Origin of the sequence: Aeromonas sp. LsrichE-8G, assembly GCF_022869435.1 — a bacterium.
Taxonomy (GTDB): Bacteria; Pseudomonadota; Gammaproteobacteria; order Enterobacterales; family Aeromonadaceae; genus Aeromonas; species Aeromonas caviae.
Genome location: NZ_JALIHH010000087.1, coordinates 1 through 21,120, shown reverse-complemented (window position 1 = coordinate 21,120; position 21,120 = coordinate 1). Strand labels below are relative to the sequence as shown.

Annotated in this window: 19 protein-coding genes, 2 tRNA genes and 1 other annotated feature; of the genes, 13 read left to right on the top strand and 8 right to left on the bottom strand. The window is 61.8% G+C overall.

Annotation, left to right across the window (positions count from 1 at the left end; translation table 11 throughout):
* Nucleotides 1-180 (top strand): zinc ribbon domain-containing protein (locus MUW49_RS13825; protein WP_210539113.1); only part of this gene is annotated, 180 nt, incomplete at its 5' end.
* Nucleotides 181-368: 188 nt separating this feature from the next.
* Nucleotides 369-1,490, top strand: a complete 1,122-nt coding sequence (locus tag MUW49_RS13820; protein WP_048208085.1) for a beta-ketoacyl-ACP synthase III — start codon at nucleotides 369-371, stop codon at nucleotides 1,488-1,490.
* A gap of 288 nt (nucleotides 1,491-1,778) precedes the next feature.
* On the opposite strand, the gene tsaA is transcribed toward MUW49_RS13820, so the two are convergent.
* Nucleotides 1,779-2,483 (bottom strand): tRNA (N6-threonylcarbamoyladenosine(37)-N6)-methyltransferase TrmO, encoded by a 705-nt coding sequence (gene tsaA, locus MUW49_RS13815; protein ID WP_041214760.1) that lies wholly within the window; start codon nucleotides 2,481-2,483, stop codon nucleotides 1,779-1,781.
* Between the two features lie 316 nt (nucleotides 2,484-2,799).
* Here tsaA and MUW49_RS13810 point away from each other — a divergent pair, with 316 nt between their 5' ends.
* Nucleotides 2,800-3,795 (top strand): NAD-dependent epimerase/dehydratase family protein, encoded by a 996-nt coding sequence (locus tag MUW49_RS13810; RefSeq protein ID WP_210539114.1) that lies wholly within the window; start codon nucleotides 2,800-2,802, stop codon nucleotides 3,793-3,795.
* Between the two features lie 71 nt (nucleotides 3,796-3,866).
* On the opposite strand, the gene MUW49_RS13805 is transcribed toward MUW49_RS13810, so the two are convergent.
* The 4 genes from MUW49_RS13805 to cydD all read right to left on the bottom strand — a co-directional run bounded on the left by MUW49_RS13805 (nucleotide 3,867) and on the right by cydD (nucleotide 8,254).
* Nucleotides 3,867-4,253, bottom strand: coding sequence for a DUF488 family protein (locus tag MUW49_RS13805; protein ID WP_039039351.1), 387 nt, complete (start codon nucleotides 4,251-4,253; stop codon nucleotides 3,867-3,869).
* An 8-nt stretch (nucleotides 4,254-4,261) separates the two neighbouring features.
* Nucleotides 4,262-4,633, bottom strand: a complete 372-nt coding sequence (gene rcsF / locus MUW49_RS13800; RefSeq protein ID WP_010673578.1) for an Rcs stress response system protein RcsF — start codon at nucleotides 4,631-4,633, stop codon at nucleotides 4,262-4,264.
* A gap of 107 nt (nucleotides 4,634-4,740) precedes the next feature.
* Nucleotides 4,741-6,486 (bottom strand): cysteine/glutathione ABC transporter ATP-binding protein/permease CydC, encoded by a 1,746-nt coding sequence (cydC, locus tag MUW49_RS13795; RefSeq protein WP_210539115.1) that lies wholly within the window; start codon nucleotides 6,484-6,486, stop codon nucleotides 4,741-4,743.
* Nucleotides 6,479-8,254, bottom strand: a complete 1,776-nt coding sequence (gene cydD / locus MUW49_RS13790) for a cysteine/glutathione ABC transporter permease/ATP-binding protein CydD (RefSeq protein WP_052815371.1) — start codon at nucleotides 8,252-8,254, stop codon at nucleotides 6,479-6,481. Before cydD ends, cydC begins: the two co-directional genes overlap by 8 nt.
* A 201-nt stretch (nucleotides 8,255-8,455) precedes the next feature.
* Between cydD and MUW49_RS13785 the strand changes: the two genes are divergently transcribed.
* Both MUW49_RS13785 and MUW49_RS13780 read left to right on the top strand, forming a co-directional pair.
* A tRNA-Gly gene (locus tag MUW49_RS13785) sits at nucleotides 8,456-8,529 on the top strand.
* Nucleotides 8,530-8,623: 94 nt separating this feature from the next.
* Nucleotides 8,624-8,698: transfer RNA gene (locus tag MUW49_RS13780), tRNA-Gly, on the top strand.
* 147 nt (nucleotides 8,699-8,845) lie between these two features.
* Here the strand turns inward: MUW49_RS13780 and arcA are convergent.
* Nucleotides 8,846-9,565, bottom strand: coding sequence for a two-component system response regulator ArcA (gene arcA / locus MUW49_RS13775; protein ID WP_010673581.1), 720 nt, complete (start codon nucleotides 9,563-9,565; stop codon nucleotides 8,846-8,848).
* Between the two features lie 385 nt (nucleotides 9,566-9,950).
* Between arcA and MUW49_RS13770 the strand changes: the two genes are divergently transcribed.
* Nucleotides 9,951-10,349 (top strand): DUF3293 domain-containing protein, encoded by a 399-nt coding sequence (locus MUW49_RS13770; protein WP_198497379.1) that lies wholly within the window; start codon nucleotides 9,951-9,953, stop codon nucleotides 10,347-10,349.
* Nucleotides 10,350-10,456: 107 nt separating this feature from the next.
* Nucleotides 10,457-10,936 carry a putative 4-hydroxy-4-methyl-2-oxoglutarate aldolase gene (locus MUW49_RS13765; RefSeq protein WP_198497378.1) on the top strand — a complete coding sequence of 160 codons (480 nt, stop codon included), beginning with the start codon at nucleotides 10,457-10,459 and terminating at the stop codon, nucleotides 10,934-10,936.
* A gap of 3 nt (nucleotides 10,937-10,939) precedes the next feature.
* On the opposite strand, the gene MUW49_RS13760 is transcribed toward MUW49_RS13765, so the two are convergent.
* Nucleotides 10,940-11,416, bottom strand: coding sequence for a hypothetical protein (locus MUW49_RS13760; protein ID WP_052814842.1), 477 nt, complete (start codon nucleotides 11,414-11,416; stop codon nucleotides 10,940-10,942).
* A 166-nt stretch (nucleotides 11,417-11,582) separates the two neighbouring features.
* On the opposite strand from MUW49_RS13760, the gene MUW49_RS13755 reads away from it, so the two are divergent.
* On the top strand, nucleotides 11,583-11,972 hold the full coding sequence (locus MUW49_RS13755) for an META domain-containing protein (RefSeq protein ID WP_039039356.1): 390 nt from the start codon (nucleotides 11,583-11,585) through the stop codon (nucleotides 11,970-11,972).
* Nucleotides 11,973-12,074: 102 nt separating this feature from the next.
* Here MUW49_RS13755 and aceK read toward each other — a convergent pair whose 3' ends face one another.
* The gene (gene aceK, locus MUW49_RS13750; RefSeq protein ID WP_128297169.1) at nucleotides 12,075-13,802 is read right to left on the bottom strand and encodes a bifunctional isocitrate dehydrogenase kinase/phosphatase; all 1,728 of its coding nucleotides are present in this window, start codon (nucleotides 13,800-13,802) and stop codon (nucleotides 12,075-12,077) included.
* Between the two features lie 195 nt (nucleotides 13,803-13,997).
* On the opposite strand from aceK, the gene MUW49_RS13745 reads away from it, so the two are divergent.
* From MUW49_RS13745 to MUW49_RS13725, 5 genes are all read left to right on the top strand, one after another.
* Nucleotides 13,998-14,705, top strand: coding sequence for a tRNA/rRNA methyltransferase (locus MUW49_RS13745; RefSeq protein ID WP_052814839.1), 708 nt, complete (start codon nucleotides 13,998-14,000; stop codon nucleotides 14,703-14,705).
* A 72-nt stretch (nucleotides 14,706-14,777) separates the two neighbouring features.
* Nucleotides 14,778-14,908, top strand: a sequence feature (Thr leader region).
* Between the two features lie 57 nt (nucleotides 14,909-14,965).
* The gene (gene thrA, locus MUW49_RS13740; protein WP_041214768.1) at nucleotides 14,966-17,425 is read left to right on the top strand and encodes a bifunctional aspartate kinase/homoserine dehydrogenase I; all 2,460 of its coding nucleotides are present in this window, start codon (nucleotides 14,966-14,968) and stop codon (nucleotides 17,423-17,425) included.
* 1 nt (nucleotide 17,426) lies between these two features.
* Nucleotides 17,427-18,419: a homoserine kinase gene (thrB, locus tag MUW49_RS13735; protein WP_029314022.1), complete on the top strand. Its 993-nt coding sequence runs from the start codon at nucleotides 17,427-17,429 to the stop codon at nucleotides 18,417-18,419.
* A complete protein-coding gene (gene thrC / locus MUW49_RS13730; RefSeq protein ID WP_049636630.1) occupies nucleotides 18,416-19,690 on the top strand; it encodes a threonine synthase in 1,275 nt (424 codons plus the stop codon). Before thrB ends, thrC begins: the two co-directional genes overlap by 4 nt.
* A gap of 124 nt (nucleotides 19,691-19,814) precedes the next feature.
* Complete coding sequence (locus tag MUW49_RS13725) at nucleotides 19,815-20,213, top strand: DUF4440 domain-containing protein (RefSeq protein ID WP_210539117.1); 399 nt, start codon at nucleotides 19,815-19,817, stop codon at nucleotides 20,211-20,213.
* Nucleotides 20,214-21,120 lie beyond the last annotated feature (907 nt).

Genomic DNA, 21,120 nt, shown 5'->3' with positions numbered 1-21,120 from the left:
CGCCAGACGCAAAGCCAGTTTAAATGCGCTGCGTGTGGTTATGAGGCGAACGCCGATGTGAACGGCGCTCGCAATATTTTAGCGGCGGGACACGCCGTTTTAGCCTGTGGAGGCGTGGTGCAATCAGGCCGCCCGATGAAGCAGGACCCCGGTACTGCGCGAGCAGCTATCACCCAGTAATGGGAATCCCCCTCCTGTGACGCGAAGCGCTAAGGTGGGGGAGGATGTCAACAAGTTGATGAACGAATTGATCGGCGGGCGGATGCACCCGCTGACCCTGGCGGGTCTGGCTGCGGCCATCGACCAGCTGTGACCCTCTGAACCCTAAAAAACAGACAAGCCGGGATTGCACCCGGCCAGGAGCAAAGATGACCTCTATCGTAATCAGTGGCTCAGGCCTCTATACCCCTCCCTTTGCCGTCAGCAATGAAGCGCTGGTGGCGGCCTTCAACCAGTACGTGGATCTCTACAACGAGGAGAACGCCTCCGCCATCGATGCTGGGCAGCTGCCTGCCAAGCAGCACTCGAGCTGCGAGTTCATCGAGAAGGCCTCCGGCATCAAGAGCCGCTATCTGGTGAGCTGCGAGGGGGTGCTGGATCCCGACATCATGCAGCCGCTCATGGCAGAGCGCCCGGACGATCAGCCCTCCATCATGGTGGAGATGGCGGTGGCGGCCGCCGAACAGGCGCTGATCGCCGCCGGTCGTGAACCGGGGGAGATCGATCTTGTCATCGTCGCCGCCTCCAACATGCCGCGCCCCTACCCGGCGCTGGCCATCGAATTGCAGCACTATCTCGGCGCCAGCGGCCTGGCATTCGACATGAACGTGGCCTGCTCTTCCGCCACCTTCGGGATCAAGACCGCCGCGGACATGCTGGCGGCAGGCACCGCCCGGCTGGCGCTGGTGGTCAATCCGGAGATCTGCTCGGGTCACCTCAACTTCCGCGATCGGGACAGTCACTTCATCTTCGGCGACGCCTGTACCGCCGTGCTGCTGGAGCGGGAGGCCGATTGCCAGGTGGCCAACCCCTGGCAACTGGTGGCCAGCAAGCTGGTGACCCAGTACTCCAACAACATCCGCAACAACTTCGGCTTCCTGAACCGGCTCAGCCCGCGCACCCGCTACGGCGACGACAAGCTGTTTCGCCAGCAGGGGCGCAAGGTGTTCAAGGAGGTGCTGCCCCTGGTGTGCGATCAGATAGCCTCCCAGCTGGCGGAGCAGGGATGGGCGGCCGATGGCTTGAGCCGGCTCTGGCTTCATCAGGCCAACCTCACCATGAACCAGTTCATCGGTCGCAAGTTGCTGGGCCATGACGCCAGCCAGCAGGAGGCGCCTGTCATCCTCGACCGCTACGGCAACACCAGCTCGGCGGGTTCCATCATCGCCTTCCACCTCTTCAACCAGGATCTGCCGAGCGGGGCTCGCGGGGTGCTCTGCTCCTTTGGGGCCGGTTACTCCATCGGCAGCCTGCTGTTGCAGCGGCGCTGAGCACCCTGTTTTGCCCATAAAAAAGCCACCCGGGAGGGTCAATGCTGTTCACTTAAGAGAATTTGAGTTCCAGTCCACGTAGTATCAGGGCTAAAAAATGAGGGAGGCATGATGCCTCCCTCTTTCTATTGCAAGCCACGCTGGATAAAGGCTGAAGGAACATCGACTGGAAACAGCCTTGCTCCCCCAACTCAAGTCGCATTTATGAATAATTAGTCAAAAATGTGCTTATCTGAACAGCATTGACCCGGGAGGGTGGCTTTTTTCATGCTGCCCGAGAGGCTTTTTTCAAGCGGGTTCGATGGCCAGTACCTGACATTGCGGCTCTTTTATCTGAAATCGCACGTTCACATCGAACAATCTGACACCGTACACCTTGTCATCCGGCTTGCCCTTCTTGTAAGCAGGGCGGGGATCCTGAGCCAGCACCTCCCTCACCAGTTCACGCAGCTCCGGGTGGGCCTTGAGCCAGGGGGCGAGCTGCTGCTCGGCCTGGGCGCTGAAGCTCACCGCCAGCGGCGGGGTGGGGGCATCGGGGGCGAAACCGCCACGGGCGTGGGGCAGGCTGTCGGCATAGGGGACATAGGGCTTGATGTCGACGACGGGGGTGCCGTCGAGCAAGTCCACGGCGCCCAGCTCGAGCCAGAGTTTGCCGCGCTCACGTCCCACCCCGTGCAGCTCGACCACGGAGAGACCGAGGGGGTTGGGGCGGAAGGTGGAGCGGGTGGCAAAGACCCCGACCCGCTCGTTGCCGCCGAGGCGCGGCGGGCGCACCGTCGGGTGCCAGCCCTGATCCATGGTCTGGTGAAACACGAAGCTGATCCAGAGATGGGAGAATTGCTCGATGCCGCGCAGCACATCGGGCTGATCGTAGGGAGGAAGCAGTTCGAGGCGGGCGCGAGCCGCGCTGACCAGACCGGGCTGGCGGGGTATGGCGAACTTCTCCTTGTAGGGAGAGCGGATGATCCCTAGGGTATCGATATCGAACTTCATGGCGGATCCTGGCTGAAAACCCGGGCAATGTAGCACAGGCACGCCGAAAACGCAGGGGGAGCACCAGGACGCGGCCCCTGTGATCCCGATCCCAGACCCGGTGCCCGGGGGCTGTGTCCTGGTGCCAACTTGCGTAGGGTGGGGCGGCAAAAGGGGTGGCGGGGGAGCGGGCAAGGAGCCTGCTCCCCGCACCATGACGATATGCCTGGCGGCATCAGGGCGTGCCTGGGACGTGTGCTCACCATGCCAGGCCATGGCCGTTTCGGCTGCCCGTGGAGGGGCTGCAAGGAGAGGGCGCCATAGAGGAGAGACAGGGATGAAATTGTTGATTATCGGCGGCACCGGCTTTCTGGGTCGCCACCTGACCACGCTGGCCCTGGATTGGGGGCACGAGGTGACGCTGTTCAATCGCGGCCACCGCCAGCACCCGGATTGGCGGGAGCTGACACAGCTTCACGGGGACAGAGACGGGGACCTGGCCCCCTTGCGGGGCGAGGGGCGGCACTGGGATCTGGTCATCGACACCTGCTGCTATCGCCCCGAACAGGCCGAAGGACTCTCTGACGCTCTGCTGGGGCGCTGTGATCGGCTCATCTTCATCTCCACCATCAGTGTCTATCGCGATTTTTCCCAACCCGGCATGGATGAGTCGGCCCCCCTGCACGAGATGGCAGGAGCGCCCACCGACTACGGCCCCCTCAAGGTGCTGTGCGAGTCGGTGTATCGCGCCCGCTGGGGAGATCGCCTGTGCACCCTGCGCCCCGGCGTGCTCTGCGGCCCCTTTGACCCGACCGCTCGTCTTGCCTGGTGGGTGAGGCGGGTGCAGCGGGGCGGGCACTGGCTCTTGCCGGGGCTGGGAGAGGACAGGCTGCAATACCTGGATGTGCGCGACTGCGCCGAGTTCGTGCTGCGGGCTGCCGAGCAGCGACTCGCTGGGTGCTTCAACCTGATCAAGCCCGGCATCGCACTGAACGACTGGGTGGAGCGCCTCGCTGCCCGGCTGACGCCAGTGACCCCCTTGCAGCTCGAGTGGGCTCCCTGGCGTGACCTGATGGCGGCAGGGGTGGCGCCCTGGCAAAGCTATCCCACGCTGCTGCCAAGCGAGCTGCCCGAGTATGCTGGGTATGGCACCATCAGCGCCGAGGCCGCCATCGTTCATGGGCTGAACTTTCGCCCCCTGGAGGAGACGGTTGACGATCTGGTGGTATGGCTTGCCAGCAACCCCCGGGGGCCGCTGCCGGGCATGACCCATGACGAGGAACAGGCTTTGCGACGACGAGTGGAGGTTTCCTTGTCATCGAATGCGTACTAGCCGACATCATAAAGAAGAGGGCACCCCGGGGGGCCCTCTTCTCATGTGGGGTGTTCATCCATGACGGGCGCTCAGCGCAGCAATGCACCCGCGTCGGCCAGCAGGGTCCTCAGCACACTGCGATGACAGCGGGACTCCTGTTCGCAGTAGCATCCCACCGAGAAATGGGTGGTGTGGGAGAGGGCGGCCAGCAGGGCCAGATCGTGCTTCGCGGCCGGGGCGGCCATCTCGGCCTTGTACTGCTTGCAGAAGGCGGTCCACCGGGCCGGGGTGTCGGCAGTCTGACCGAGTTTCATGGTCTCGGCGCTGGGGGCCAGATTGGGGAACCAGACGTCGTACCAATCCTGGCTGGCGAACGCCGCTTTGGGCACGCCGCGAGGGGGGCGACGCACGGTACCGATGCGAAGCCCCTCATCCTCGAGGCGGGGGCTGCCGAGTCGCACGATGGCGATCGCCATGGCAGGACTTACTTCTCTTCGGCCACTTTCAGCGCCTGACCGTAGCAGATCACCTGCTTCAGGCAGCCGGGCACGTCGCTGAACTCGGCGCACTTGTCGAAGCTGACGCCGTTGCCCCCCATGTCCGCCACGCGGCGGCGGGCCAGGGTGCGGGCTTCACCGGCATTGGGCACCGCCTGGTTGGCATCGCTCTGGCAGGATTCCCCCTCGACGGTGCCGAGGTAGAGGTAGTTGAGGTCGGCGAGCTCGCTCTGCTCGTAGATCCGCACGCTCCCCGGCTTGAAGTACTCGTCGAAGTTTTCCTTGTCCAGATTGCTGTTGAAGGCGAAGTCGGCGCAACCGGAGGCAATCAGGGGCATCATCAGGATCAGGCGTTTCATATCGGCATCTTGTTGGGTGGCGAGTGGGCCATTATAGGGGGCAGTCGCCGATGGCGACCAGCCCCATTTTTAGCCATATCAATGGATTGTAGCGAGACGATCCCGGATCAGGCGGGGGCCAGCCGCCGGTGCAGGCTGCGGTAGTGATCATCTTCCAGCAGCTCCTGGTGGGGGGCACACAGACGGATGCGACCCTCTTCCATCAGGGCTACCCTGTCCATCCGTTCCAGCCCCAGCAGGCGGTGGGAGATGAGCAGCAGGGTGCGATCCGCCCCCAGGGTCAGCAGCAGATCCATGATCTCCCGTTCGGTCTGGGTGTCGAGCCCTTCGGTGGGCTCGTCCAGCAGCCAGAGCGGTGCATCGTGGAGCAGGGCGCGGGCGATGCCGATGCGGCGGCGCTCCCCGCCGGAGAGCGGACGCCCGCCGTCCCCGAGCCAGGCATCCAGTCCCTGTTCGGCCTGCTCACCCTCATCGCGCAGCAGAGTCCCGAGCCCCACCTGCGTGAGCACCTCGATGAGCCGTTCGTCGCTGGCTCCTGGGGCGGCCAGGGTGAGGTTGCCACGCAGGGTATCGGCAAACAGGTGGACCCGCTGGCTCACCACGGAGCAGGAGGCGCGCAGCGCCTCTTCGCTGTAATCGGTGAGGGGCTTGCCATCGAGCAGGATCTCCCCCGATAGGGCCGTCCATTCCCGGGTCAGCACCCCCATCAGGGTGGACTTGCCACAGCCGGTCTGCCCCAGCAGCGCCAGCTTCTCCCCGGCATGCAGTTGCAGGGTGCACCCTTGCAGCACGGGAGCATCCTGGCCTGGATAGGTGAAATGCAGGTCGCTTATCTGCACGGCACCCCGGGCAGCGGGGGCTTGCTGTGCTCCCCACTCCGGCGCCTTGGCCTCTTGCAGGATCTCGTTGAGACGGCGGGCGGAGGTGAGGCTGGTGGAGAGGTGCTGGAAGGCACCGGCCAGCGGCAGCAGCGCCTCGAAGCTCGCCAGGGTAGCGAACACCATGAGTGCCGTGATGGGGTCAGGGGCACTGCCACCGACGCCGTGACCGGCCAGCCAGAGCATCAGGGTCAGAGTCCAGCCGCTCAGCAACTGCACCGAGAAGGCGGCCAGGCCGCTGACGCGGGCCATGCGGGCCTGGGCCCGGATCAGGGCCTGCTCCGCCTGCTGCAATCCGGTGAGCGCCTCGGGAGCGGCGGCGAACATCTGCAGTTCGGCTTGGCCGTCCAGATAGTCCACCATGCGGGTACGCAGGTTGGACTTCTCGGCGATGAGCTGGCGGCCCGGCGCGCGCCCGGCAAAATAGAAGACCAGGGGCAAGGCCAGCATGCCAAAGAGCAGAATGGCTCCCAGCGTCAGCGCCAGGCGACCATCGAAGAAGGAGAGGAAGAAGACCAGCCCGGCGCAGCTCAGCAGCGCCGCCCCAATGGGGGTAATGAGGCGCAGATAGACGTGATCCATGGCATCGATGTCGGTCACCAGACGGTTGAGCAGGTCAGCCTGGCGAAAACCGGCAAGGGAGCCGGGGGAGAGAGGGGAGAGCTTTTGCCAGAACCAGACCCGCAGCCGGGTCAGCACCCGGAAGGTGGCGTCGTGGCTCACGACCCGCTCGCCCCAGCGACTGGCGGTGCGCACGATGGAGAAGAAACGCACGCCCCCCGCAGGGGTCATGTAGTTGAAGGTGTCTCGGGTGGCGACCGCCAGCCCGGCGACGGCGGCGGCGGAGAGGAACCAGCCGGAGAGGGAGAGCAGGCCCATGCCGGCCACCAGGGTGACCAGGGCCAGCAGCAGGCCGATGGAGAGGCTGAGCCAGTGCTGGCGATAAAGGCGCAGGAACGGCAATAGATCAGTCATCGAGAGAGTCTCCGAAACCTTGGGATTGCGACAGGAGGCGGGCGAAGGGGCCCTGGGCCTCGCCGAGTGCGGCAAAACGTCCCTGCTCCACCAGCTTGCCGTGCGCCAGCACCAGGATGTTGTCCATCTGGCTGAGCTGATCGAGGCGGTGGGTGATCATCAGCAGGGTCTGACCTTGTGCGGCCTGTTCGAGGGCGCTCATGACGGCCCGCTCAGAATGGCGATCCAGGCTGGCAGTGGGTTCATCCAGCACCATCATCTGGGTCGTCTTGAGCAGGGTGCGGGCAAGGGCGATGCGCTGGGCCTGGCCGACGGAGAGGCCGCCCGCCTGATCCCCGACCCGATAGTCCAGCCCTTTCTCATTGACGAACTCCCAGGCCTGGGCGCGCTTGAGCGCGGCTTCCAGCTCGGCGTCGCTGGCGGATGGTCTGGCCAGCAGCAGGTTGTCCCGCAGGGAGCTGTGGAAGAGTTGGGGATTCTGGGAGAGCCAGCCTAGCTGCTGGCGCCACTGGCTGATGTCCAGGGTACGAAGCTCCACTCCGTTGACGCACAGGGAACCGCGATAGGGGGCAAAACTGAGCAGGGCATTGACCAGGGAGCTCTTGCCCGCGCCGCTGATGCCGACCAGGGCGGTGCGCGTGCCGGCTTCCAGCGTGAAATCGAGGGGACCGACCAGCACCTTGCCCTCGGCGCTCAGCACTTCCAGGCTGCGGGCTTCTACCTTGACGGGGCCATCCGCATGGAAGGGGAGCGTCCCGGAGGCGGGTTCGCTCACGTCGGCCTCGAGAAATTCCAGCAGTTGTTCGGCGGCGCCAATGGCCTGTGCCTTGGCGTGATAGTGGGCACCGAGTTCCCGCAGCGGCGCGTAGAACTCGGGGGCGAGGAAGAGCACGAACAGGCCGGTAAAGAGGGTGACCTTGACGCCATAGCTGCCAAAGTTGAGGTGATCGATGTAGGAGAAACCGAAGTAGACGGCCACCAGGGCCACCGCGATGGCGGCGAAGAACTCCAGCACGGCCGTGCTCAGGAAGGCGAGGCGCAGCACCTCCATGGTGCGCTCGCGAAAATCTTCCGATGCATCGCGGATGGCCTCCCCTTCCGCCCGGGTACGCATGAAAAGCTGCAGGGTGCGCAGTCCCTTCAGGCGATCGAGGAAGTGGCCTGAGAGGCGCGCCAGCGACTGGAAGTTGCGGCGGTTGGCATCGGCGGCACCCACCCCCACCAGGATCATGAAGAGAGGAATGAGGGGGGCCGTGCCGAGCAGAATGAGGCCCGCCGCCCAGTTGACCGGGAACACGGAGACCAGGATCACCAGGGGAATAAAGACGGCGATGGCCATCTGGGGCAGATAGCGGGAGAAGAAGTCCTGCATCTCTTCGATCTGCTCGAGCAGCAGGCTGGCCCAGCTACCGGCGGGACGACGCTGGATATAAGCAGGGCCGAGCCTGGCGAGGCGGGTGAGCACCAGCTCGCGGATGGCCTGGCGAACCGCACTGCCCGCCTTGAAACTCGCCACCTCGCGGCCATAGGCCAGGGCCGCCTTGGTCAGGGTCACCAGCAACAGACTGATGAAGAGGGGGGCGGAGTGCTCCGGCGTGGAGCCTTCGATGATGAAACCGTGCAGCAGGGTCGCCAGCAACCAGGCCTGCATCACCATCAGGACGCCCTGACCCAGCCCGAAGGCGATGGAGATGCCGATCCAGCGCCGACCATGGCCCGATTGTTTGCGCAACCAGCCATAGAGATGTTTCTGTCTGTTCTTGTCCATTACCACCCTCCTCAAACGAGTGGCGCAAGACTATCGTCGCCCCCACGGCTTGGCAACCTTGCAGAACCGGGCGGAGGAACATCATTGTGTGAAAAATCGGCTTCATGCTCATTAGTTGGCCGAACAGCTTGATTTATGGCAAAAAATGCGAGGTCGGTGATTGCGCTCGGCGGCAAAATGCATATAGTAGAGGCCACTGACGCGGGTGTAGTTCAATGGTAGAACGGTAGCTTCCCAAGCTGCATACGTGGGTTCGATTCCCATCACCCGCTCCACATTCCAGATAGCGGCACGCGCCGTTGTCCATATCAGCCAGATGGCTGTCTGTCGTGGGGATTCCCCATCACACCAAGCACGTTTTGATGCCTAGCGGGCATCGTATAATGGCTATTACCTCAGCCTTCCAAGCTGATGATGCGGGTTCGATTCCCGCTGCCCGCTCCAGTCTTCACACAAAAAGCCCACTCCTGCGAGTGGGCTTTTTGTTGTCTGTTTTTTGATGCCGGCGAGAGTGCCAGAGCGGCCAAGCTGAAAGGCGCAGACATGGAAAAGGCGCCACAGGGCGCCTCTTCAACTCGGGAGTGGGGAGGATTACTCCTGCTCCAACTCGCCGCAGAAGCGATAGCCTTCGCCATGGATGGTGGCGATGATCTCCGGGGTGTCGCCCACGCTCTCGAAGTGCTTGCGAATACGGCGGATGGTCACGTCCACGGTGCGGTCGTGGGGCTTGAGTTCGCGGCCCGTCATCTTCTTGAGCAGCTCGGCACGGGTCTGGATCTGGCCCGGGTTCTCGCAGAAATGCAGCATGGCGCGGAACTCGGAGCGGGGCAGCTTGAACATGTCGCCAGCCGGGCTGACCAGGGCGCGGCTGTTGATGTCCAGGGCCCAGCCATTGAACAGATAACGTTCCACCAGCTTCTTCTCTTCGCCACCGGCGGCCACGTTCATGGTGCGGCTCAGCAGGTTGCGGGCACGGATGGTCAGTTCACGGGGATTGAACGGCTTGGTGATGTAGTCATCTGCACCGATCTCCAGCCCCAGGATCTTGTCCACTTCGTTGTCGCGACCGGTCAGGAACATCAGGGCGATGTTGTCATCTTCACGCAACTCGCGCGCCAGCAGCAGGCCGTTCTTGCCTGGCAGGTTGATGTCCATGATCACCAGGTTGATGGTGTGGCTGGTCAGGGCCTGGTGCATCTCGTCACCGTTGTTGGCTTCCAGCACGATGTAGCCTTCGGCTTCGAAGATGCTCTTGAGGGTGTTGCGGGTGACCAGCTCGTCTTCGACGATCAGAATATGTGGTGTTTGCATGAGTATTCCCAGATTCTTATCAGTTAATTATCGAAATTTTAACACTCTTTGGCGTTATCCGACCGGTCCTGAAAATTTATTACGTCATCCTGGGTATGAATATCAGGTCGAATCATCGCGAATTTGGTAACTATGTCGGCAAGCATCCCTGTGCCGTACATGGGCTCTCAACAAGTCTGAACAAGAGAAGCCCGGAGAGGTAGTCCATTACAAAAGTTGCTGCATTTTATCAGTTAACAGGCGCATAACAACACTCTTTGCCGTCAGATAGCAACTTTTTAACTCAGCTTTGATATAAGTCAATCCCCGAGTTCGCTGCATCATACTTGGGCTGACCCGCTTTTTCGCCCTTAATAAATGTAATGGGATGTAACATGTGGTTGACATGACTTTGTGGGAAAACTACAGAAAAGTGTGCTTCATCGCCCCCTTTGCGCCTCCCAGCTGCCCAGCCTATGCCATTGTCACGGCCTGGAACCCGGCCAGCCGGTGGGTGGGGCTGCGCCGCAATGCCCGTCGCCAGCGAGCCCTTGTCCGGCAAGTGGGCGACTGTCCCGTCATGGGAGAGGTCTGGGGGAGCGATGAGGATGGGCGCTGGCAGGAGGCGTCGTTGTTGTTGCCGCTTTCGCTGCCAGAAGCGATCCGGCTGGCCGCCCGATTTGGCCAGAATGCCCTCTATTGGGTGCGTGAAGGAGAGCTCTGGCTGGTGCCCGTGTTGCTGGAAGGGCCGCCCTGTCATCTGGGGGCGCTTGCGTCCCGCTGGCGGTTCAGGCCTTTGGGCTGACATGACCCCCCGCCATCCGGACAGGGCACCCGGCCGGTGGATTGTCAGCGCCCCGACATGATGAAAGAATGAGCGGACACATTTCACTCCATGGAAGGATGATGATCATGCTGGACCTGCTGCCCGACCTTTGCGATGAACATGGCGATGCCCTTAGGATCGCTGATCCCCTGTTTCAGGACTATGGCGGCAAGGCGCTGTTTTACGGCGAGGCCGTGACCCTCTCCTGCTTTGAAGACAACAGCCTGGTGCGTGAGCTGGTCAACCGTCCCGGCCATGGCAAGGTGATGGTGATCGACGGGGGCGGCTCCCTGCGTCGGGCGCTGCTCGGGGATCAGCTGGCCATCAAGGCGGTGGAGCAGGGGTGGGAGGGGATCCTCATCAACGGGGCCGTGCGGGATGTGGGGACGCTGGCGACCCTGGCGCTGGGGGTCAAGGCCCTGGCCCCCTGCCCGGTCAAGACAGAGAAACGGGGTCTGGGCACGCTGGATGCCGTGGTCTCTTTTGCCGGTGTGACCATAGCGCCCGGCGACTATGTCTACGCCGACCTCAACGGTGTGCTGGTGAGCGGCGCCAGGCTCCTCTGAACCTCAGAAGTTGAAGCCCACTCCCAGAGTGAGAAAGTGTTCCGTGTTGAAGGCACTGAGTCCGTAATTGGCGGTGATGGCCAGGGAAGGGGTCACCAGCAGGCTGCTGTTGAGCTCAACCAGGGTGCTGGCCTTGCTCACCTCCAGTTGCTTGAGCTGGCTGCCGATGTTGAGTGACGGGGAGAGGCGATAGCGCACCCCAGAGCTGATATTGAACCCGGCCTGCCCACTTTGGGGGCCGATGGCGGGGCCCGCCTCCATGTAGAGGCTGATGTCATCCTGAAGCGGGTATTGATAGCCGGTATTGATGAGCCAGAGGTCGAAGTTGTCGCCCAGGTGGCTCTGGTTGCCGAGCAATACGCCGGAATAGCTTTTGATGTAGAGCGGGTTGTCCGATTCGATCTGGAGAAAACTCCAGTCGGCGGCCTGAGCCGAAAAGACGAGGCTGGATGCCATTGCGATGACGAGAGACTTGACCATTCGTTTCCCCTCCCTGGGTCCGAACAGGACTACAAGCATGGCACATGCCAGCGGGGAGTAAAGGGAACCCCGATCACAATAAAAGAGTTTTGATTGACGCCGCAGTCATGGTACACAGGCCCCTCACTCCGTGTCGTTACGACACGTTCCATCACGAGGTGAACTGATGAACAACAAACTGATCCTGCTGGCCGCTCTGGCCCTGGGAGGCTGCGCCATGACTACGGGCTCTACGCTGGCACAATTGCAGGCATCGACCTGGCAACTGCAAGGGGCGAGCGGTGATACCTTCACCCTGCAGGTCGCCGGTGACAAGGTGGCGGGCAAGGGCGGCTGCAACCGCTACTTTGGCGGCATCACAGAGCAGGGTGACGGCGTGTTGACTCTGGGCGCCATGGGTTCGACGCGCATGATGTGTGCGGGGGATCTGGCCGGTAAGGAGATGAACTACCTGCAGACCCTGGAGAAGGTGGCGAGCTTCCAGATCAGCGGCAAACAGCTGGTACTCAAGGATGCCGACAAGGCCACCTTGCTGACCTTTGACGCCGTGAAATAAGCCGGGATCTCGTCAAAGGCTGTCGCAGGCGACCCCTGCGCCAGCGTGCATAAGAATGTGATAAGGGACACCATGGCGTCCCTTTTTGTGCCTGATGCCGGGTCATCCCCCTCGCTGGAAGCGAAACCGCTTCTTGCGCCGGTAGGGATAGACATCCTCGAACACCCCCTCCTTGATGTTGCTCTGCAGCATCTTCCAGTAGTTGGCATCGAACAAGTCCTTGTGCACCTGCATCATGATCTCCCGCACCTGGGGCTTTTGCAGCAGGAAGGTGGCGAACTCCTCGGGGAAGATGTCGTTGGGGGCCACCGAGTACCAGGGTTCGGCGCTCCACTCGTCCTCCGGGTAGCGGGGCGGCGGGATCTGGCGGAAGTTGCATTCCGTCATGTAGCAGATCTCGTCGTAGTCGTAGAAGACCACCCGACCGTGGCGAGTCACCCCGAAGTTCTTGAACAGCATGTCGCCGGGGAAGATGTTGGCCGCCGCGAGCTGGCGGATGGCGTTGCCGTACTCCTCCAGGGCGAGGCGGGTCTGCTGTTCGTCCGCCTGATCCAGATAGAGGTTGAGCGGGATCATCTTGCGCTCGGTGTAGAGGTGTTTGATCACCAGCTTGTCGGCGGTGAGGGTAAGCGCAGAGGGCGCCACCGCCTTGAGCTCGGCCAACAGCTCCGGCGAGATGCGATCGAGGGGAAACTCGAAGTTGGTGAACTCCTGGGTATCTGCCATGCGGCCCACTCTATCGTGCTGTTTTACCAGCCGGTATTTCTCCTTCACCTGCTCGTGGCTCACCTCCTTGGGCGGGGTGAACTCGTCTTTTATCACCTTGAACACCACATCGTAGGAGGGGAGGGTGAACACGCTCATCACCATCCCCTTGATGCCGGGCGCAATGACGAACTGCTCCCGGCTCTGGGCCAGGTGCTGCTGGTAGTGACGATAGAGCTCGGTCTTGCCGTGTTTCTGGCAGCCGATGGCGTTGTAGATTTCATAGTCCGGTTTGCGGGGCATGATCTGGCGAAGGAAGGCCACAAAGAGCGCCGGTACCGGGGCATAGACCATGAAGTAGGCGCGGGCGAAGCCGAACACGATGGAGGCCAGCTCCGGCTCGAAGATGACGGTGTCCACATAGATGCTCTGACCGGTGCTGAGCAGGGGCAAGATGAAGGGATAGACTTCTCCCTTCACCCGGATGAGCCCCACCAGATAGGCTCCCTTGTTGCGATAGAACACCTCCCTGAGCAGCTCGATGGCGAAGGGCTCCTCGTGCAGGATGGCCGGGCCGCTCTCTGCCAGATGGCGGTGGATGTCCATGATGTCCCGCTGCTTGTCTTCGAAAGGGAGGGTGAAGCTGTAATCCCCGAGCAACTGGCTCAGGGTCTGGGGCAGGTGGGAGAGATCGGTGCGATAGATACGCAGCAAGGATCCCAGGTCAGGATTGTCACCCCGGCTCACGAAGGGGTGGATATAAAGGTTCTCGTCGCGGATGTTGCGATGGCGGAAGATGCGGCGATAGACGGAATTGAAGAAGGACTCCGCCACCTCGAAGTTCTCGCAGCGGGGCAGGAGATCGCTGAAGGCGCCTTTCACCTGCTTGAGCAGGGCCTGGGTCGGCAGCTGCTCCCCCATCATCTGTTTGATCTGCGCCGTGGTGGCGCCGACATGGTGATCATAGAGGCGGATGCGCTCTCGACCGGCGAGCTGGACCCCCAGCCAGTCGCTGTTCTCGAAACGGCTCTTGCTGCCCTGGGTTATCTCGAGAAAGCGGCTGTAAAACGACTCAAAACGTTGCAGGATCGTCTCGGCGACCGCCTGCTCCAATGGCTGCTGCATCTCTCTCTTCCTTGTGATCTGTCGGGCCCATGGCATCAGTGCCCTGAGGCGGCGGACTCGCGTCCAAGGCCACTATGGCAACATCCAAACATCTGTTCAAGTGGCAATATTTCGGGATAAACGGTAGATTGCGCCCCTGTTTTGCCGACGGTTCGCCGCAGTTCGCGGCGTCGGCCCCATCCTGGAGAGAACCCGATGAAACTCTATTTTGTGCTGGTGTCGCCCGCCCGTGCCGCCAACGTGGGGGCTGCTGCCCGCGCCATGAAGACCATGGGCTTCGATGCCATGCGACTGGTGGGGAGCCGGGTGCACAAAGAGGAGGAGGCGAGCTGGGTTGCCCACGGGGCGCAGGAGATCCTGACGGATGCGCAAGCCTTCGACACCCTGGAAGAGGCCCTGGCGGACATGGATCTGGTGGTCGCCACCACCGCCCGGCAGCGCGGCCGCTACCAGCACTACCTCACCCCGGCGGACATTCGCGACCAGATCCGGGCCAAGCCCTCCCTCGAGAAGGTGGCCATCGTGTTTGGCTGCGAGGAGTCCGGACTCTCCAACGAACAGCTCGCCCAGGTGGATCTCATCAGCTACCTGCCTCTCAAGGTCTCATACCCGTCCCTGAACCTGGGTCAGGCGATCATGCTGTATGCCTATGAGCTGAGTCCGCTGCTCGATGACCAGAAAGTGAGCGACGAGCAGGACGTAGCAGAAAATTTCGAGAGTGCCGGGCAGGTTCGCGTGCTGAAATCAAAAACAGCAGAATTGCTTGGTGAACTCGGAGTTTCGCAGGATGAAAAACTGCATCAATGGGTGATGGACCGAGTGCCCATGCTGCCGCAGCGGGATCTCAATATGCTCCATCTGCTCTGCAAAGACCTTGCCCGCAAGTTTGGCAAGGAGGTTTAGGTTGACAGCCCCTCGCCGGGCGCGGTATTGCTAACAACCAGATTCGTTCAAGAGTGTTCGTCATGCAGCTATTCACCAACATCATCACCACCACCATTATTACCGGTACCACCACAGGTGGCACTGGGGCCGGTTGATGCGCTGACGAACAAGCACAGAAATCAGAAAAAGGCCCGTACCCACCCAGTACGGGCCTTTTTTGTTGGATTGTTTTTAGACCAATTAGCAGATCAATTTGCAGGGAATACAGGGAGATAGCGATGAGAGTGTTGAAATTTGGCGGGTCGTCACTGGCCGACGCAGAGCGTTTCTTGCGGGTTGCCGATATCGCGGTGAATACCCACGGCCAATCCCAGGTGGCCCTGGTGCTGTCGGCACCGGCCAAGGTGACCAATCACCTGGTCGCCCTGGTGGAACAGACCAGTCGCGGCATGGATGCAAGCAGTACCCTGTTCGAGATCAACGGCATCTTCTCCCGCCTGCTGGCCGGCTTGAAGGCCGCCTATCCCGCGCTGGATGACAAGGCGCTGCAGGCTCGTTTGACCAGCGAACTGGATCAGGTCGAGCGGCTGATGCAGGGTATCCGTCTGCTGGGGCTCTGCCCGGACAACGTCCAGGCCCGCATCCTGAGCCGTGGCGAGAACCTCTCCATCGCCTTCATGCACGAGCTCTTGCGGGTGCGCGGCCTCGAGCTGGATCTCATCGTGCCCGAGCAGTTGCTGGTCACCGATGGCGGCTACCTCGAAGCCCATGTGGACATCGAAGCCTCCCGGGTGCGCTTCGCCGCCAAGGGCCTGCGCTCTGATTGTCTCTACCTGATGCCGGGCTTCACCGGTGGCAGCGACAAGGGCGAGACCGTGCTGCTGGGCCGCAACGGCTCCGACTATTCCGCCGCCGTCTTGGCCGCCTGCGTCGATGCCGAGTGCTGCGAGATCTGGACCGACGTGGAGGGCTGCTACAACTGCGACCCGCGCCTGGTACCGGATGCCTACCTGCTCAAAACCCTCTCCTATAAAGAGGCGATGGAGCTCTCCTACTTCGGTGCCAAGGTGCTGCACCCGAAGACCATCGCCCCCGTGGCCCAGTTCCACATTCCCTGCCTCATCAAGAACAGCTTCAACCCCCAGGGTCCGGGTACCCTCATCGGGGTCGATCAGGGGGATGACGATCTGAAGGTGAAGGCCATCTCGGATCTCTCCGGCATGTGCATGTTCAACGTCTCCGGTCCCGGCATGAAGGGCATGGTGGGCATGGCCGGTCGCATCTTCTCCGCCGTCTCCCGCGCCGGGGTCAGCATCGTGCTGATTACCCAGTCGTCCTCCGAGTACAGCGTCAGCTTCTGTATCCACAGCTACGACAGCGACAAGACCCGCAAGGTGCTGGAGCGCGAGTTCGAGCTGGAGTTCAAGAACCAGTTGCTGGACCCGCTCGAGATCATGACCGATCTGGCCATCATCTCCCTCATCGGTGACGGCATGCGCACCTCCAAGGGGATGGCGGCGCGCTTCTTTACCTCCCTGGCCCAGGCCTCCATCAACATCGTCGCCATCGCACAAGGGTCGAGCGAGCGCTCCATCTCCGCGGTCGTGCGCTCCGGCAAGGTGGCGGAAGCCATCAAGGCGTGCCACCAGAACTTCTTTGGCAGCCAGCAGTTCATCGATCTCTTCGTGGTCGGGGTGGGCGGCGTCGGTGCAGCCCTGGTGGATCAGATTGCCCGCCAGCAGCCGGTACTGGCCGAGCAGGGCACCGGCCTGCGAGTAGTGGGCATCGCCAACAGCCGTCAGATGGCGGTCAACAAGGATGGCCTGGCCCTCGCCAACTGGCGTGAACAGCTGGTGGAAGCACAAGGCAGTTTCAGCCTGGAGGCGGTGAAGAAGCTGGTGGAAGAGAGCCACCTCATCAACCCGGTGATCGTCGACTGCACCTCGAGCGAAGCCGTGGCCGTCCAGTACGCCGATTTCCTGGGGGCCGGTTTCCACGTGGTCACCCCGAACAAGAAGGCCAACACCGGGTCGCTCGATTACTACAAGGCGCTGCGTCGCACCGCCCGCCAGACCCGCCGCAAGTTCCTGTACGAGACCAACGTGGGCGCGGGCCTGCCGGTCATTGAGAACCTGCAAAACCTCATCAAGGCCGGTGACAAGCTGCGCGCCTTCGACGGCATCCTGTCCGGGTCGCTCTCCTTCATCTTCGGCAAGCTGGACGAGGGGATGGCCTTCTCCGAGGCTACCCAGATCGCCCGCGGCAACGGCTTCACCGAGCCGGATCCCCGCGATGACCTGAACGGCATGGACGTGGCTCGCAAGCTGCTCATTCTGGCCCGCGAGGCCGGCATGGCGCTGGAGCTCTCCGATGTGGAGGTGGAGCAGGCACTGCCGCCGGGCTTTGACGTGAGCGGCGACGTGGAGGCCTTCATGGCCCGCCTGCCCGAGGCCGACGGCTGGTTCCGCGACCAGTTCGCGGCGGCCCAGCGTGAAGGCAAGGTGCTGCGTTACGTCGGCTCCATCGAGGGTGGCAAGTGCAAGGTGGCCATCAAGGCGGTGGGTGGTGACGAGCCCCTGTTCAAGGTAAAAGACGGGGAGAACGCGCTCGCCTTCTTCTCCACCTATTACCAGCCCATCCCCCTGGTACTGCGCGGCTATGGCGCAGGGACCGAAGTGACCGCCGCCGGTGTCTTCGCCGATGTGCTGCGCACCCAGAACTGGAAGCAGGAGCTGTAACATGAGTTCAGAGATGAACCCGAATGTAGAAATCGGCGGCAGCGTGGTGGCCTATGCCCCGGCCTCCAGCGCCAACCTGAGCGTGGGCTTTGACGTCCTGGGGGCGGCGCTTGCCCCCGTGGATGGCTCCCTGCTGGGTGACCGCGTCCAGGTCAAATCGGCAGAGGTGCCTTTCGCTCTCTCTTCCGTGGGCCGTTACGCCCACAAGTTGCCGGACGACCCGAAAAAGAACATCCTCCACGACTGCTGGGTCGCCTATGGCGAGGCGCTTGAGAAGCGCGGCCTTGGTCTCAAGCCGCTGGAAATGGTGCTGGAGAAGAACCTGCCGGTGGGCTCGGGCCTGGGATCGAGCGCCTGCAGCGTGGTGGCGGCGCTGGAAGGACTCAACGCCTTCCACGGTGCGCCCCTGAATGAACACGACCTGCTGCTGTTGATGGGGGAGATGGAAGGGAAGATCTCCGGCTCCGTCCATTACGACAACGTGGCGCCCTGTTATCTGGGCGGCATGCAGCTGGTGCTGGAGGAGGGGGGCGTCATCAGCCAGGGCATCCCGGTGTTTGACGAGTGGTACTGGGTGGTCTGCTACCCGGGCACCGTGGTCTCCACCGCCGCCGCCCGCGCCATCCTGCCGGCCCAGTATCGCCGCCAGGACTGCCTCACCTATGGCCGCCGGCTGGCCGCCTTCGTGCATGCCAGCTACAGCCGCCAGGAAGGGCTGGCCGCCAGCGTCCTGAAAGACGTCATCGCCGAGCCTTATCGCGCGGCCCTGATTGAAGGCTTCAACGAGGTGCGGGCCCAGGGGGCCCAGAACGGGGCGCTGGCCACCGGCATCTCGGGGTCCGGTCCCACCGTGTTCGTGGTGATGAAGGATCTGGCCCAGGCCGAACGCATGAAAGAGTGGATGGAAGCGCACTTCGTGCGCAATGAAGATGGATTTGCCCGGGTCTGCAAACTGGACATGGCCGGGGCACGGGTAACAGGAAGCGAGCTATGAATCTTTACAACATCAAGGACAAGAGTGAACAGGTGAGCTTCGCCCAGGCGGTGCGTCAGGGTCTGGGCCGCGAGCAGGGGCTGTTCTTCCCAGAGACCCTGGAGCCGCTGGCCGATGTGGATGCCCTGCTGGATCTGCCGCTGGCCGAGCGCTCGGCCCGCATCCTGAGCCACCTGCTGGGTGACGAAGTACCGGCTGCCAAGGTGAGCGAGCTTATCGACGCCGCTTTCACCTTCCCGGCGCCCCTGGTGAAGCTCAAAGATGGCACCTATGCCCTCGAGCTGTTCCACGGCCCGACCCTGGCGTTCAAGGATTTCGGCGGCCGCTTCATGGCCCAGTGTCTGGCTGCGTTCAGAACCAATGACAAGATCACCATCCTCACCGCCACCTCCGGCGACACTGGTGCCGCCGTGGCCCACGCCTTCTACGGCCTGGAGGGGATTGAAGTGGTGATCCTCTACCCCAAGGGCAAGATAAGCCCCTTGCAGGAGGCGCTCTTCTGCACCCTGGGCGGCAACATCCGCACCCTCGCCATCGACGGTGACTTCGATGCCTGTCAGGCGCTGGTCAAGGATGCCTTCGACGATGAAGGGCTCAAGACCGCCATCGGCCTCAACTCCGCCAACTCCATCAACATCAGCCGCCTGCTGGCCCAGGTCTGCTACTACTTCGAAGCCGTGGCCCAGTTGCCGAAAGCCGATCGCGCCAAGGCGGTCATCAGCGTGCCGTCCGGCAACTTCGGCAACCTCACCGCGGGTCTCATCGCCAAGGCGCTGGGGCTGCCGGTGAAGCGCTTTATCGCCGCCACCAACGCCAACGACACCGTACCGCGCTACCTGAAAACCGGCCAGTGGGAGCCGCACCAGACGGTCGCGACCCTGTCGAACGCCATGGACGTGAGCCGCCCCAACAACTGGCCGCGGGTGGAAGAGCTGTGCCGTCGCAAGGGCTGGGCGCTGGAAACCTTGGGCTCAGGGATGCGTGATGATGCCCAGACCCGCGATGCGCTCAAACGCCTGCATCAGCTGGATTACCTGTGCGAGCCCCACGGGGCGATTGCCTGGGATCTGCTGAACGAGCAGCTTGGGCAAGACGAGGTTGGGGTCTTCCTCTGCACCGCCCATCCGGCCAAGTTCAAGGAGTCGGTGGACGAGATCCTGAATCTGGATGTGCCGCTGCCGGGCCCGCTCGCCAAGCACGCCGCGCTGCCGCTCCTGTCTCACGATCTGCCCGCAGACTTTGGCCGCCTCAAGGCCTTCCTGCTCGGTTAAGCCGTCATGAGATGCTGACGATCCCCCGCTTTTTCACGAGAGCGGGGGATTTTTTTATGTCCGGTATTGATGTCCGGTATAGGGCGGGTAGCCCGCCCTATACCCCTGAAACAAGGAGCACCGCATGAGCCCGCATCCCCTTCGTACCCTGATCGAGACCTGTGACGCCGCCATCTCCCGGCGCGACTTCGACGCCCTGATGACCTTCTACGCCGAAGACGCCGCCCTGGTGGTCAAACCCGGCATGGTGGTGCGCGGCATTCCCGCCATCCGCTGCGCCTTCACTGCCATCTCCGATTACTTTGACGGTCAGCTTGAGGTGACCCAGGGGGCCATGGAGGTGATCGAGGGGGCCGACAACGCCCTGGTGATCATGGAGACCCGGCTGCGCTACCCGGGCAGGGAGGGGTGGATTGATGAAACCCGGCGCGCCACCTATGTGTTTCGCAAAGAGCCCGATGGCCAGTGGCGTTGCACCATAGATAACTCCTATGGGACTTCATTGCTGGATGTAATCCTATAAGTGACAGACCGCTGCTGGATAAGCCGGACAACCATCTGGGTCACGCTTCGCGCCAACTGCTTATTCAGGTGCTGGCCGACTATCCGGGCACCTTGCTGCTGGTCTCCCACGATCCTGACTTTGTGGCCGGGGTGGGGGTTGAAAGGGAGTATTGGTTGGAGGGATAGGGGCTAAATCGTGAGCCAGCCAAGGAATGGCTGGCTCAGAAAGGGGAGTGTCCCAGATTGTTCTTGTAAGTGGCGGTCCGGTGGAGTGAATACAAGCTCACCCACTTTTGGAGCTTTGTACTTGATTCAATATATCGATAGCAAGATCTTCATTTCGATCAAAGCAAGACAAGATAATATCCCTATGTCGACAATTTCCTACGCCATGCAATGATGCCAGCTCTTTGATATATCTATCTGTAGACTCCATTAAGGAAAGTGCGAACAAGTATCCCACGAACAAAAAATGAAAATTTTAGTCATTTAATATCAATGGGTTACCAGTAAATGCTCTCGTGCCATATGACTTATTCGCACCTTCCCAAGTTATCAGGTAATCTCATTTCAGAACTATTGGAACACCAGACAGAATCCGGCAAACTTTCGTTGCTAATTAGCCTATCCATTTTTTAACCTTATTATCTTCAACGTTCACCTGCAAAATCGAGTGTTTCCGACCCCAACCCACGCTACCGCCCCTGGATTACAGCTTCCAATGCGCTCCATTAACCAGCGGGCGGGGCCCGGATGGTGCTGTAGGCGCCGAATGGCCAGCATCATGTACAGAACCTTAAGCGGCAAGCGAATTAATAATACCGTCTAACGTGTTGTTTTGCTTGGATTTTCTCTGCCTACTCTTTTTGCCGTTTTTGGATAAATACACCATTGCCCACTCCAACTTCTCTGTTATTTCCTGCCAC